Here is a 12,812-nt window from a genome sequence, read left to right on the forward strand (position 1 = left end):
ACAATGGTTTTCCCCTGCCCGAAGCGGCCATGAAACAGCAACAGCGACGTCGCGGACCGGACTCGCACCATAACGTCGTGGGGGTACGTGGGTTCCAACGCCGGGAATCTGGACGACCGGCTCGCTTTAAAACGCCGCAGCGCTGCCCCGGAACCGCCGGCCGGTGGCCGCGTTTGTTGGAGCAGAGCATCCAGCGATGCGCACATCCAACGGGGCAGTCCCATGACACAGTTCTCAGATCGCCGGCCTTCGTCGCGCGTGGCAAGCGCGCTCGTCCTCGTCGGTGCGGTCTTGCTGACGCCGGCAATGATCTCCAGCGCTGCGAACGCACAGACGCTCGGTTACGTCTCGGCCCCGCCGAACGGGTATCCGGCCGATGAGGTGATCGCCTCCGACGAGAGCGCGACGCCCGAGCGGCTTCGCCGCGCCGTCGTCGCTTTCAATACGACCGAGGCGCCCGGAACCATCATCATCGATACCGGCAACACCACGCTCTACTACGTGCTCGGCCAGGGCCGTGCCATCCGCTACGGCGTCGGCGTCGGCCGCGACGGCTTTACCTGGGCTGGCGTGCAGACCGTCAGCCGCAAGGCGGAATGGCCGGACTGGCATCCACCGGCCGAGATGATCGCGCGCCAGCCCTATCTGCCGCGCTTCATGGCCGGGGGTCCCGGCAATCCGCTCGGCGCGCGGGCGATGTATCTCGGCACCAGCCAGTACCGCATTCACGGCACCAACGATCCCTCGACGATCGGTAAATTCGTCTCGTCGGGCTGCATCCGCCTGACCAATGAGGACGTCGCCGATCTGTTCAGCCGGGTCGATGTCGGCAGCAAGGTCGTGGTGTTGCCGAAGAACGCGCCGGTGATGGCGCGCGGCGGGGATGGCAGGACCGGCGTCGCTCGTTCGGCCGGCACACGTCTGCGCCCGCTCGCGGCGGTGCCCCAGGGCCGCCAGGCGATGAACCTGACAGCGCCGCAGCTCAACTGAATAGACGCGTCGTGTTGCAGAGGAGAGGGTTGATGCGATCAGGAAAACCGGCAGCATGGGCGGCGGCTGCGCTGCTAGGCGCGTGCGTACTGGCACCGGCCGCGCAGGCCCAGGATTTTTTCTCGCAACTGTTCGGCGGCGCCGCCCGCCCGCGACAGCAGCCCTACATCTCGATGCCGTTCAGCAATGACGACGGCCAGGTTTACGCCCCGCGGGGCGAGGGGCGCGTGCGCTACAGTGGCGGCGGTGGCCAGGCGTTTTGTGTGCGGACCTGCGACGGGCGCTATTTCCCGGTCACCGGATCGGACAATGCAAGCCGTGCTGCCAGCTGCAATAGTTTCTGCCCGGCGAGCGAAACCAAGGTGTTTTCCGGCAGCAACATCGACAACGCCACCGCCGACAACGGCAAGCCCTATTCGGATCTGCCGAACGCGTTTCGGTTTCGCAACGAACTCGTCAGCGGCTGCACCTGCAACGGCAAGGATCAAGTCGGACTTGCGCCGGTGAAGATCGAAAAGGATCCGACGCTGCGCAAGGGCGACATCGTCGCCGGCGAGAACGGCCTTCTGGTCGCCGGCCGCAGCGCCGATAGGCGGGGCGCCGAACTGAATTTTTCGCCCGCCTCCGACAAGGTCCGCGCCAAATATGACCGCGTGCCTGTCGTGGCGAGCGAGTGATGATTTGAATGCTGCGCGTTCGTCATGGCCGGGCTTGCCCGGGCATGACGGACAGTTTACGCCGCGCGGATCTTGCCGAGGAATTGCGTGACCTGATCGCCCAGTTGCTGGCTCTGCGTCTCCAGCGTCTGGGAAGCCTGCTTGACATCCTCGGCGGCGGCTGCTGCCGCATCCGCGTCGGCCTTCACGCCGTTGATATTTTCGGACACGTTCTTGGTGCCCTGCGCGGCGAACTGCGTCGAGCGCGTGATCTCCTGGGTGGCGGCGCCCTGTTGCTGCACGGCGGCGGCAATCGCGGTCGCGACCTCGTTGACCTCGCCGATGATGCCGCCGATGTTCTTGATGGCGTCGATAGCTTCGCCGGCAACCTTCTGAATGTCGGCGATCTGCTCGGAGATTTCCTCGGTCGCCTTCGCGGTCTGGCTGGCCAGCGATTTGACTTCGGAGGCGACCACCGCAAAACCGCGGCCGGCCTCGCCGGCGCGCGCGGCCTCGATGGTGGCGTTGAGCGCCAACAGGTTGGTCTGCGCGGCGATGGTGTTGATCAGGCCGACGACTTCGCCGATCCGGCCCGCCGACTGGGCGAGGCCCTGGACGGTGCCGTCGGTGTCACGGGCCTGGCCGACCGCGCGGCTGGCGATCCCTGCGGCGTGCGCGGCCTGCTGGCTGATGTCGTTGATCGAGGCGCTGAGCTCCTCGGAAGCCGCCGCGACCGTCTCGACGCTCATCGAGGCCTCGCCGGAAGCCTTCTCGGCGACCTGGACGCGTTCGTTGGTCTGGCGCGAGATCGTCGACAGACCGGACGAGGTGGTCCGCATCTGGCCGGAAGCGTCGCCGAGCTGGTTGAGCGTCTGGCGCACCATGCTCTCGAACTCGCCGACGTGGTTCTCGATCGCCTGCTGCCGCGCCGTGGCGCCGGCGTTGCGTTCGCGCTCCTGCGCCTCGATCCGAACCTTGTCGGCAGCCTGCTGCTTGAAGGTCTCCAGCGCGCCTGCCAGCGCGCCGATTTCGTCCTGGCGCGCGGCGTAGCCGGTGTCGACGTGGAGGTCGCCGGCCGCGACCTTCAACATGGCGTCACGCATGTTGTGCAGCGGCTTGATGACGCGGCGGCCTACGATCATTTGGGCGCCGAAGGCGAGCGCCAGCGCGCCGACGAGCAGCGCAAGTTGCGTCGCCAGCGAGCGCTGGGCTGTGGCGCGCAGGTGGGCAGCGTGATCCTTGGCGGCGTCGAGCGCGCCTTCGGCCACGGCCACGGCAGCACCGAGGCGGCCGACCGTGACTGGAGTCCACTGGTTGGCCGTCATTTCCGGCTTCTCGCCGGACGCCACCTGCGTCAACAGCCGCTCCCGCAGGGCGAGATATTGCGGTTCGAAGTAGGCCGTCTTGGTTGCAGCCATGGCGCTGGAGACGGCCGGCGGCAATTGCATTCCGGACGCCGTCAGTTCCAGGGCATTCCATGCGGCCTCGGCGCCGCCATTGTATTTCGTAAAGGCGACCCTGGTCTCCGGCGCGACCTTGTTCACGCCAAGTGCGTTCGAAACGATCAGCGAGGCTTCGCCGCCGGTGTTGCGCAACAGCCAGGCGATCTGCTTGATCGCCAGCAGCTGGTCGATCGTCGGATCCTGGTGGTTGACGGCGGCGGCCACTGCGCCCGACAGCTTGTCGAGCGTCGCGAGCATCGCGGCGGTCGTCTCCATGTATTCCTTGGCGATCGTGGGTCGACGATCCGCCTTCGGTTTGCCCATCGCTTCCCAGAACTCCTTCTGTAGCCCGGTCAATGTCTTCAATACCCGATCGAACTCCGGCACCAGCGTCGCCTGCTGGGCGAATTCGATGCTGCCGAGGAGGCCGAGCGCGCTGTTCATCGCCGGCATTTCGGTGTCGCGGATGTTGCGCAGATATTTCTCGATGTCGGCGTCCATCGGCGCGTCGCCATTCAGCAGCCGGTTGGTCGTCGAGCGGTCGGTGCGCAGGTTGTGCATCGCCTTGAACATGTTGGCGGACGCATCGGCGATTTGCGCCATGCGGCTCGCCGCCTGCAAGTGGCCCCAGGCGTCCCAGGCATTGAGCGAAAATCCGACCACCACACTGAAAGAAGTAATGAGGATGACGGTCTTCAGCAGCGCGGAAACGGTCAGACGATTCAACATGATGCTCCCCCAGATCTGCGCGCATTGGGAAGGAAAACGGTAAAGACTTGGAAAGGATGTCTGACGGTAGTAATACGGAGGATTAACTGTCTGATTTTGCTTACAAATTCTAAAAATTTCTTCTTTCGGTTCCGTTTTTGGGAACCTTGAGGGACCCCCGCGGTTCTAAATCTCGTGCGACGGGGTCAATCAAGCGTCGCAAAACAAAGGGGGCCTCCGTGTCGGTACTCATCGGTATCCTGATTACCTTTCTCGTCATCATCCTGGTGCTCTATCTGATCAACATGCTGCCGCTGGACGGTCGCGCCAAGCAGATCGCCCGCGTGGTCGTCATCATCATCGGCATCATTTCGCTGCTGAAATATCTGGCGGTGTTCTAGGGTTCCAGATCCAACCAAAACAAAAAAGCCCCGGCCAACGCCGGGGCTTTTGATGTCCGGGAAGCGTGACCTCACTTCAAGGTTCCGAACCAGTCATCGACGTCCTTGCGGATCTGGTCCTTGGCAAAGCCGTAGCGCTGCTGCAGCTTGCCTTCGAGTTGCTCGCGGCGGCCCTCGATGACGTTGAGATCGTCATCGGTGAGCTTGCCCCATTTCTCCTTGGCGGAACCCTTGAACTGCTTCCAGTTACCTTCGACCCTGTTCCAATCCATCGCTGTCTCCATCCATGTTGGGATGTTCAACAACGGGCGGAGAGCACAGGCGTTCCTAGCAACCGATGCGGCATCGTGACGTCATTCTCGTTGACGCGTTTTCCAGCGCGAACCGGTATCCACTTCGCTTGAAAACGCTATGGGTTATCCCGCCGCCTTCGCCTCACGGCGGCGCGCGGTGAGGATGTACTCGGTGTAGCCGTTCGGCTGTTCGCGGCCCTTGAAGACGAGGTCGCAGGCGGCCTGGAACGCAACGCCGTCGAACGAAGGCGCCATCGGCTTGTAGAGCGGGTCGCCGGCGTTCTGCTTGTCGACCACGATTGCCATGCGCTTCAGCGACTCCATCACCTGGTCATTGCTGACGACGCCATGCGCCAGCCAGTTCGCCAGATGCTGGCTGGAGATGCGCAAGGTCGCGCGGTCTTCCATCAGGCCGACGTCGTGGATGTCCGGAACCTTGGAGCAGCCGACGCCCTGGTCGATCCAGCGCACGACATAGCCCAGAATACCCTGGCAGTTGTTGTCGATCTCCTGCTTCACGTCGTCAGGCGCCCAATTCGATTGCGACACCGGAATGGTGAGGATGTCGGAGAGTTTTGCGCGCTGGCCGCCCTTGGCGAGTTCCTGCTGGCGGGCTTGCACGTTGACCTGGTGATAATGCAGCGCGTGCAGCGTGGCCGCGGTCGGCGAGGGCACCCATGCCGTGGTCGCGCCGGCCTGCGGGTGGCCGATCTTCTGGGTCAGCATGTCGGCCATCTTGTCGGGCGCCGCCCACATGCCCTTGCCGATCTGGGCATGGCCGGGCAGGCCGTCGATCAGGCCCATGTCGACGTTCCAGTCTTCATAGGACTTGATCCAGGGCTGTGCCTTCATGTCGTTCTTGCGGATCATCGGGCCCGCTTCCATCGAGGTATGGATCTCGTCGCCGGTGCGGTCGAGGAAGCCGGTGTTGATGAAGCAGATGCGCTTCGACGCATTCTGGATGCAGGCCTTGAGGTTGACCGTGGTGCGGCGCTCCTCATCCATGATGCCGACCTTCATGGTGTTCTCGGGCAGGCCGAGCAGCTTTTCCACCTCGCCGAACAATTCGCAGGTCAGCGCTACTTCGTCGGGACCGTGCATCTTCGGCTTGACGATATAGACCGAGCCGGTGCGGCTGTTCTTGGTCTTGGAATTCCCCTTGAGGTCGTGGATCGCGAGCAGGCCGGCGACGGCAGCATCGAGCAGGCCTTCCGGAATCTCCTCGCCCTTCTCGTCGAGCACGGCGTCGGTGAACATGTGATGGCCGACATTACGCATCAGCAGCAGGCTGCGGCCATGCAGCGTCAGCTCTTTGCCGTCGGGCGTCTTGTAGACGCGGTCGGGGCTGAGCGAACGCTTGAGCGTCTTGCCGCCCTTTTCGAAATCGGCCGAGAGCGTGCCGTCCATCAGGCCGAGCGTGTTGCGATACACCAGCACCTTGTCTTCGGCATCGACGGCTGCGACCGAGTCTTCCATGTCCAGAATGGTCGAGACCGCCGATTCCATGATCATGTCGGCAACGCCGGCCGGGTCGTCCTTGCCGATGACGTGACTGCGGTCGATCTTGACCTCGACATGCATGCCATTGTTGACCAGCAAAATCGCGGTCGGCGCGGAAGCGTCGCCCTGGAAACCTGAGAACTGCGACGCCGTCTTCAGCGCGGTGGCGTTGCCGCTCTTGAGCTTCACGGCGAGCTGGCCGGCGATGACGCTGTAGGACGTCACATCGGTGTGGCTGCCGGTCGCGAGCGGCACGGCGGCATCGAGGAAGGCTTTTGCCTTGGCGATCACCTTGTCGCCGCGCGCCTTGTTGTAGCCCTTTCCGCTCTCGCTCGGATCGTGCGGGATCGCGTCGGTGCCGTAGAAAGCATCATAGAGTGAGCCCCAGCGCGCGTTCGCCGCATTCAGCGCGTAACGGGCATTGGTCAGGGGAACGACGAGCTGCGGCCCGCAGATCTTGCCGATTTCCTCATCGACATTTGCAGTCTCGACCTTCTGCGTCGCCGGCTCCGGCAGGAGATAGCCGATCTCCTTGAGGAAGGCCGTATAGGCGTTCATGTCAAACGACTTGCCCTTGTTGGCGCGATGCCAGCCGTCGATCTTGGCCTGCAGCGCATCGCGGAAGGCGAGCAGCTCACGGTTTTTCGGTCCCAGCTTCTTGATGATGGCGGCGACGCCGGCCCAGAATGCATCGGGCGAAATCCCGGTTTTGGGGGCCGCCTCCTTGGCGATGAAATCGAACAGGACAGGGGCGATCTTCAGTCCGTGGGCGTCGACGCGTTTCATGATGGTCTTTCTTGTTGGAAAATAGCTGTTTTTTGGCTGCTTTTGACCGACAGCAGCAAACTGCGCCCGCAAAGGACGGCTTTCAGGGCCTATTAGCCCCAAAATCGGGGCCGTGAGAAGACCCTCGAGGTCTATCAATTTGAGGCCATCCCCAAGCCCGCTGTCATCGCCGGCACCCCAGACCGGCGAGCAAAGATACTTACCGGGATGCGTGACCTGCAGTCACAACCGGTGCCTTTCCCAAAGTGTCGATGCGGCGCGTTCGCCGATGATGACGCAGGGGGCCATGGTGTTTCCGGTCGGCACCCGGGCAGGACGGATCCATCAGCAATTCGCTGCCCTTGAATTCCGTAGACTTGAAGCGAGCCGTCGACGACGGACATGGCATCGCGCCCCATCTTGGCAGTGCAGGTGTGATGCCAGAACGGCACCACCGCGTTGCGGACGAAGTGTTCGAGTTGCGCACCGTGGATATTGCCCGGAACGCTTCGCGCTATGCCGCACGCGGCAGCACGTGTTTGTGAACACGAGATATCTGAGGTCGCGTAACGGTCCCCACCGGCCGCCCGTAAAGGCATTCGTGTGTCAACACACGCCGTTCATCTCGAACCAGGGACATCGCATGAAAGTAGCTTTCAACATCGCCGAGCAAGGCGAGGGATCTTATCGCCTGCTGGCAATTTTGCGCTGGGTCATGGTCATCATTTTCGTCTCGTTCGGCATCCAGAAATTTACGTTGCAGTCGGCACAGGGAATTGTTCAATTCATCAGCAACAGTCCCTTGATTTCCTGGTTGTCCGTCTTCGGCCTTCGCGGGGAGGCTTACGTTCTTGGTGTGGCCGAGCTCTGCATTGCAGCGCTTCTCGCGGCAGGCGCATTCAGTCCGCTGCTGTCCGCTGTCGGCTCACTGATGGGCGTCATCACATTTGCCGTCACCTGGTCGTTCTTCTTCACGACGCCGGGCGTGGTCAAATGGAGCTTGTCGACCGATCCGATCGCCTGGAATTTGACCGGCGAATTCATTTTCAAGGATATCGTCTTGCTCGGCGTCTGCGTCGTGCTGTTGCTGGCCTCCTTGCCTGGCTCTCGTGCACGACGAGGCCCTACCTGAAGGAAGCCCGACTGCCGCCGTGCTGCTTTTTTTGCACAGTCTGCATAGCGGAGCGTGGGTGCCAGCCTGTTGCCGGTCGTCCCGGCACCCTTATGGTTCGCACCTCAGAATGACGGGACTATCGACATTGTCCCGGCCAGGACGACATTGGACAGGCGGTGGCCTCAGATATTTGCCGCCAGGTCCAAAACTTCGTCGAACAGCACGCCGGTCGTCTTCAGCATCTGTTCGATCTCGTCGGCCGCCTCGGCAACCGTCCGCGTCGAGGTGTCGATCACGAGTTCGGCGGCCTGCGGCGCCTCGTAGTCGTTGCCGATGCCGGTGAACGACGCCAGCGCGCCGGCGCGGGCTTTCTTGTAATGGCCCTTGGGGTCACGGCTCTCGCAGACCTCGGCCGGTGTCGCGACATAGATCTCGCGGAACGACGTGTCGGCGATGCGCCTGGCGGCGGCGCGGTCATCTGCCGAGGGTGACACCGCGGCGACAACGGCGATGTGGCCGTTGCGCGCCAGATGGGTCGCGACTTCGGCGAGGCGGCGGATGTTTTCGGTGCGGTCCTGGGCGGAGAAACCGAGGTCGCCATTGAGGCCGGCGCGCAAGGTGTCGCCGTCCAGCAGGATCGGCGAGCCGCCGCGCGAAAACAGCCGGCGCTCCAGCGCACGCGCCAGTGTCGATTTTCCGGAGCCCGGCAGGCCGGTCAGCCAGATCACCGCGCCGTTGTGGCGGTAACGCGCCGAGCGCTCCTCGGGGCGAAGTGCGGATTCGACCGGCACGATGTCGATCGGGACGGCGCGCTGTCCGGCGTCGACCGATAGCACGAGGCCGCCGCCGGCGATGCGGCCATTGACCTCGATCACCAGCCGCCCGGTGCGCGGATTTTCCTGGTAGGGGTCGGCCGCGATCGGCTGCGCCAGCGAAATATCGATTTCGCCGACATGATTGCGCGCGATCGCCTTGGTTTCCTCGTTGGAGAGCTCGCCGGGATCGACGGCCTTCTCGATGGCGACCACGCTGGCGCGCGATTCCCGCGTGCCGAGGCGGATCAGGATCTGATCGCCCTTCGACAGCGGCTTGTCGTGCAGCCAGAATATCCGGGCGCGAATTCGCCGCGTGTCGCGCGGGGTGGCACCGGAATGCGCGATGACATCGCCGCGTTCGATGAACAATTCTCGGTCGAGCGTGATGCCGACCGAACGGCCGGCGCCGTGGCTGCCCGTGAGCGGCGTCACCGGCCAGCTCTCGACGGTTTTGATTTTTGCGATCTTGCCGGCCGGCATGATGACGATTTCATCTCCGGCGCTCAGATGCCCGGACTCGATGCGCCCCGCCACGATGCGACGGTCGTCGAATTTGTAGATCGCCTGTACCGGTAGGCGCAGCGCGAGCTGCTCCAGCGGCCGCGCCGGTTCGAGCGCGTCCAGCGCCTCGACCACGGTCGGTCCCCGGTACCAGCCGATCCGCGGCGTATGCTCGGCAACGCCGTCGCCGTCGCGGGCGGAAATCGGGATCACGGCCGATGGCGTTACGCCGAGGCCGATCAGATGTGCCGAAATCTCGGCGCTGATTTCCTTGAAGCGGTCGGCGCTGAAATCGACGCGGTCCATTTTGTTGACGACGATCGCGACCTGCTTGATGCCGAGCAGATGCAGCAGATAGCCGTGCCGCCGGGTCTGGTCGCGCACGCCTTCCAGCGCGTCGATGATCAGCACCGCGCCGTCGGCCTGCGAAGCACCCGTGATCATGTTGCGGAGGAATTCGGCGTGGCCGGGCGCGTCGATCAGCACGACGTCGCGCGAGCGGGTGCGGAAGCGGATTTGCGTGGTGTCGATGGTGATGCCCTGGTCGCGCTCGGTCTGCAGCGCATCGAGCAGGAACGACCATTCGAACGGCATGCCGCGCCGTGCGCTGACTTCCTTCAGCATTTCCAGCTTGCCTTCGGGCAGGCTGCCGGTCTCGTGCAGCAGGCGGCCGACGAGGGTGGATTTGCCGTGATCGACATGGCCGACGATGACGATGCGAACTTGCGGTCGCGTCGTGCCGTTTGGCATCGACGTGGTGCCGTTCGGCATGGCCGAAACGCTGGCGGGAAGGATCATGTTCATAGCGACGCTCACAGCAAATGCCCGTTAGAGATAGCCAGCGACACGCAGCCGCTCGAAAGCGTCTTCGGTCTCGTGATCCAGCGCGCGACCGGCGCGCTCCGGCACCTTGGTGCCGTCGAGTTCAGTCAGGATTTCATCGATGCTGGAGGCGGTCGACGCCACCGGATTGGTGATGTCCTGGTCGCCCAGCGAGCGATAGCGCTTGCCGTCCTTCGACAGATAGAGCGGGATGATCGGAATGTTTTCGCGCTTGGTGTAGGCCCAGATGTCGGCCTCGGTCCAATGCAGGATCGGATGAACGCGCAGATGCGCGCCTGTTGGAGGCGAGGCATTGAACTGGTCCCAGAATTCCGGGGGCTGATCGCGCACATCCCAGCCGCCCTCGAGCCCGCGCGGCGAGAACACGCGCTCCTTGGCGCGGGTGGCTTCCTCATCGCGGCGAATGCCGGCGATCAACCCGTCGAAACCATATTTGGTCAGCGCCCATTTGAGCCCCTCGGTCTTGCGTGCGGCGGAGCGCGCAGCCGGCGGCAGGGTCGGATCGACGGCGTCGATCGGCGGGCAGGGCTCGACCTTGAGATCGAGATCCCACTCTTTTCCGAAGCGCTCGCGGAACGCATACATTTCCGGAAATTTCTTGCCGGTGTCGACATGCAGCGCCGGGAAGGGCACGCGGCCGAAGAAGGCCTTGCGCGCCAGCCAGATCATCACGTTGGAATCCTTGCCCAGCGACCAGAGCAGCGCGAGCTTTTTCAGCCGCGCAAAGGCTTCCCGCAGGATGTAGATGCTCTGCGCCTCGAGTTCGTCGAGATGGTCCATCGAGGGGGGCGGCAACGCCTGGCCGACGAGAATTTTCGGCACGGATGATGCTTCTCGCAGGCCTGCGGGCCGCGACCTGTGACCATTGGATTCATTGTCGAGAAGATGCATCTCTGGGCCTTGGACTTGGGAGTGGAAAAATTCTAAAGTTGCGCTGCAATAGAGAAGAAATAATTTTCTCTTTGTAGCCCTTGATCGAGACATAAATAGAAAATAATTTCAGTCAAGCCCCAAGTTGGGGAAAGCGAGTATCGGATGCGCTATCTGCCTGTGTTCCTGGATCTGCAAAGCGGCAAGGTGCTGCTCATTGGAGCGGGCGAACTCGTGCGCGCGAAATTGCGGCTGCTGGTTTCAGCGGGCGCACGGGTCCAATGGTTTGCGACCGACGGTGATTATGATCTGGCTGGTCTCGACCCTACGGACGCCGCGCGGATCGAGCCGGCCTCGGGCGATCCACTCACTGCCGATCTGTCGGGCGTGATCGCAATCCTCTGCGCCGGCGCTGGCGATATCGGCGTTGCGATGTCGGTGCGCGCAAAGGCGGTTGGGCTGCCCGTCAATGTGATGGACGATCTCGCGCATTCCACTTTCATCTTTCCCGCGATCGTTGATCGCGGCGACGTCGTTGTCGCCGTCGGCACCGGTGGCACCTCGCCGGTGGTGGCGCGCCGCGTGCGCGAGCGCATCGAAGCGGTGCTGCCGGCACGCATCGGCGATCTCGCCGCCTTCATCGGCGGCTTTCGCAAATCGATGCATGCGCGCATTCCCGAATTTCCGCTGCGCCGCCGCTTCTGGGAGCGCGTGATCGATGGGCCGATCGGCGCGCTGGTGCTCGCCGGCCGCAAGGACGAGGCCGAAAAAGCGCTGAACGAAATCGCCGATCCCGCGGCCTTCGCCGGTGCGAGCAAGGACGGCAAGGCCGAGGGCAGGGTGACGCTGGTCGGCGCCGGGCCCGGCGATCCGGATCTGCTCACCATCAAGGCGCTACGCGCGCTGCAGGATGCCGACGTCGTTTTCTACGACGAACTGGTATCGCCTGAAATTCTCGATCGCGTCCGTCGCGACGCCGCGCGCATTCCGGTCGGCCGCCGCGTCGGCAAGCCCGGCATCGGCCAGGATGCGATCCATAAGCTGCTGATCGAGGCAGCGAAATCCGGACAGCGCGCGGTGCGGCTGAAAGGTGGCGATCCCTTCATCTTCGGCCGCGGCGGCGAGGAGATCGAAGCGTTGCGCGAAGCCGGCGTCGCCTATTCGGTGGTGCCCGGCATCACCGCAGGGCTCGGCGCCGCCGCGCAGTTCGAGGCGCCGCTGACTTATCGCCACGAGGCGCTACGTATCACCTTCCTGACTGCGCACAAGGCCAAGGACGCCGAGACGGTCGACTGGTCGGTGCTGACGGACAAGAAAATGACCATCGTGGTCTATATGGGCATGACGGCGGCGCCATCGGTGCGTGCGGGCCTCCTGGCCGCGGGCCGGTTGCCGCAAACGCCGGTCGGAATATTTGCAAGGGTGACGCGACCGGATGCGCAGGCCGTGGTCGGCACGCTCGAGAATCTTCCCGCGCTGGTCGAAAAAATCGATGGCGGTCCCGCCGTCCTCATCATCGGCGACGTCGTCGCGCATTCCGCGCCGTGGCGTCAGTCCGACCTCAATCAAGTCACCTCCAAACTGCTGGATGCCGCCGAATGACCTCTCCGCTCGAACAGAAGAAAATCAAAATCACCGGACCGTCGATGGTGACCGCCAATCGCACCTCGGATGGCGTCGTGATCTATCGCACCGCGCAGCAGGGCTGGTCGGCGAGCTTGTCGGACGCCGCAATCGTGAGCACTTCGGAAGAAGCGCGCGCATTGCTGGCCGAAAGCGTAGCCGACGACGTCGGCGCGGTCGGCGCCTATATCGCACCGGTCGAGCTGAAGGACAGCGGCGAGATCAAACCCGGCAATCTGCGCGAACGCATTCGGTCGAAGGGTCTCACCATCGACCTGCTTCCGGCCTAAA

General features: G+C 63.6%; 11 protein-coding genes and 1 pseudogene. 6 read left to right on the plus strand and 6 right to left on the minus strand.

Translation table 11 applies throughout. From position 1 onward, the window contains the following. Positions 1-222: 222 nt before the first annotated feature. On the plus strand, positions 223-990 hold the full coding sequence (locus tag ACPPVP_RS05795; RefSeq protein WP_426532133.1) for a L,D-transpeptidase: 768 nt from the start codon (positions 223-225) through the stop codon (positions 988-990). A 32-nt stretch (positions 991-1,022) separates the two neighbouring features. Further along, positions 1,023-1,667, plus strand: a complete 645-nt coding sequence (locus tag ACPPVP_RS05800; RefSeq protein ID WP_426532135.1) for a DUF2865 domain-containing protein — start codon at positions 1,023-1,025, stop codon at positions 1,665-1,667. A gap of 56 nt (positions 1,668-1,723) precedes the next feature. Here ACPPVP_RS05800 and ACPPVP_RS05805 read toward each other — a convergent pair whose 3' ends face one another. Further along, positions 1,724-3,817 carry a methyl-accepting chemotaxis protein gene (locus ACPPVP_RS05805; RefSeq protein ID WP_426532137.1) on the minus strand — a complete coding sequence of 698 codons (2,094 nt, stop codon included), beginning with the start codon at positions 3,815-3,817 and terminating at the stop codon, positions 1,724-1,726. A gap of 218 nt (positions 3,818-4,035) precedes the next feature. On the opposite strand from ACPPVP_RS05805, the gene ACPPVP_RS05810 reads away from it, so the two are divergent. After that, positions 4,036-4,197: a Thivi_2564 family membrane protein gene (locus ACPPVP_RS05810; protein ID WP_426532139.1), complete on the plus strand. Its 162-nt coding sequence runs from the start codon at positions 4,036-4,038 to the stop codon at positions 4,195-4,197. A 71-nt stretch (positions 4,198-4,268) separates the two neighbouring features. On the opposite strand, the gene ACPPVP_RS05815 is transcribed toward ACPPVP_RS05810, so the two are convergent. The 3 genes and pseudogenes from ACPPVP_RS05815 to ACPPVP_RS05825 form a co-directional block, all read right to left on the minus strand. Next, complete coding sequence (locus ACPPVP_RS05815; protein ID WP_334390876.1) at positions 4,269-4,469, minus strand: CsbD family protein; 201 nt, start codon at positions 4,467-4,469, stop codon at positions 4,269-4,271. A 144-nt stretch (positions 4,470-4,613) separates the two neighbouring features. After that, positions 4,614-6,776, minus strand: a complete 2,163-nt coding sequence (locus tag ACPPVP_RS05820; protein WP_426532141.1) for a malate synthase G — start codon at positions 6,774-6,776, stop codon at positions 4,614-4,616. Between the two features lie 222 nt (positions 6,777-6,998). Further along, positions 6,999-7,261, minus strand: a pseudogene (locus tag ACPPVP_RS05825) (GMC oxidoreductase); the annotation flags it as partial. Positions 7,262-7,398: 137 nt separating this feature from the next. Between ACPPVP_RS05825 and ACPPVP_RS05830 the strand changes: the two are divergent. Next, entirely contained in the window at positions 7,399-7,887 is a 489-nt protein-coding gene (locus tag ACPPVP_RS05830; protein ID WP_426532143.1) for a DUF417 family protein, read from the plus strand. 164 nt (positions 7,888-8,051) lie between these two features. Here the strand turns inward: ACPPVP_RS05830 and cysC are convergent, their stop codons facing one another. After that, positions 8,052-9,989 carry an adenylyl-sulfate kinase gene (gene cysC, locus ACPPVP_RS05835; protein ID WP_426532145.1) on the minus strand — a complete coding sequence of 646 codons (1,938 nt, stop codon included), beginning with the start codon at positions 9,987-9,989 and terminating at the stop codon, positions 8,052-8,054. 24 nt (positions 9,990-10,013) lie between these two features. Then, the gene (gene cysD / locus ACPPVP_RS05840; protein ID WP_426537689.1) at positions 10,014-10,808 is read right to left on the minus strand and encodes a sulfate adenylyltransferase subunit CysD; all 795 of its coding nucleotides are present in this window, start codon (positions 10,806-10,808) and stop codon (positions 10,014-10,016) included. Between the two features lie 255 nt (positions 10,809-11,063). On the opposite strand from cysD, the gene cysG reads away from it, so the two are divergent. Both cysG and ACPPVP_RS05850 read left to right on the plus strand, forming a co-directional pair. Continuing rightward, positions 11,064-12,500 (plus strand): siroheme synthase CysG, encoded by a 1,437-nt coding sequence (gene cysG / locus ACPPVP_RS05845; RefSeq protein ID WP_426532147.1) that lies wholly within the window; start codon positions 11,064-11,066, stop codon positions 12,498-12,500. Then, entirely contained in the window at positions 12,497-12,811 is a 315-nt protein-coding gene (locus tag ACPPVP_RS05850) for a DUF2849 domain-containing protein (protein WP_426532149.1), read from the plus strand. Before cysG ends, ACPPVP_RS05850 begins: the two co-directional genes overlap by 4 nt. Position 12,812: the final 1 nt, after the last annotated feature.

It is taken from the genome of Bradyrhizobium sp. McL0615, assembly GCF_049993905.1.
In the GTDB taxonomy this organism is placed as follows: Bacteria; Pseudomonadota; Alphaproteobacteria; order Rhizobiales; family Xanthobacteraceae; genus Bradyrhizobium.

What these genes read in the sequence shown, in the direction of transcription:
- ACPPVP_RS05820 (WP_426532141.1), bottom strand. Translation starts at nt 6,776, where the DNA reads ATGAAACGCGTCGACGCCCACGGACTGAAGATCGCCCCTGTCCTGTTC.
- cysC (WP_426532145.1), bottom strand. Translation starts at nt 9,989, where the DNA reads ATGAACATGATCCTTCCCGCCAGCGTTTCGGCCATGCCGAACGGCACC.
- ACPPVP_RS05815 (WP_334390876.1), bottom strand. Translation starts at nt 4,469, where the DNA reads ATGGATTGGAACAGGGTCGAAGGTAACTGGAAGCAGTTCAAGGGTTCC.
- ACPPVP_RS05800 (WP_426532135.1), top strand. Translation starts at nt 1,023, where the DNA reads ATGCGATCAGGAAAACCGGCAGCATGGGCGGCGGCTGCGCTGCTAGGC.
- ACPPVP_RS05805 (WP_426532137.1), bottom strand. Translation starts at nt 3,817, where the DNA reads ATGTTGAATCGTCTGACCGTTTCCGCGCTGCTGAAGACCGTCATCCTC.
- cysD (WP_426537689.1), bottom strand. Translation starts at nt 10,808, where the DNA reads ATGGACCATCTCGACGAACTCGAGGCGCAGAGCATCTACATCCTGCGG.
- ACPPVP_RS05830 (WP_426532143.1), top strand. Translation starts at nt 7,399, where the DNA reads ATGAAAGTAGCTTTCAACATCGCCGAGCAAGGCGAGGGATCTTATCGC.
- ACPPVP_RS05850 (WP_426532149.1), top strand. Translation starts at nt 12,497, where the DNA reads ATGACCTCTCCGCTCGAACAGAAGAAAATCAAAATCACCGGACCGTCG.
- cysG (WP_426532147.1), top strand. Translation starts at nt 11,064, where the DNA reads ATGCGCTATCTGCCTGTGTTCCTGGATCTGCAAAGCGGCAAGGTGCTG.
- ACPPVP_RS05795 (WP_426532133.1), top strand. Translation starts at nt 223, where the DNA reads ATGACACAGTTCTCAGATCGCCGGCCTTCGTCGCGCGTGGCAAGCGCG.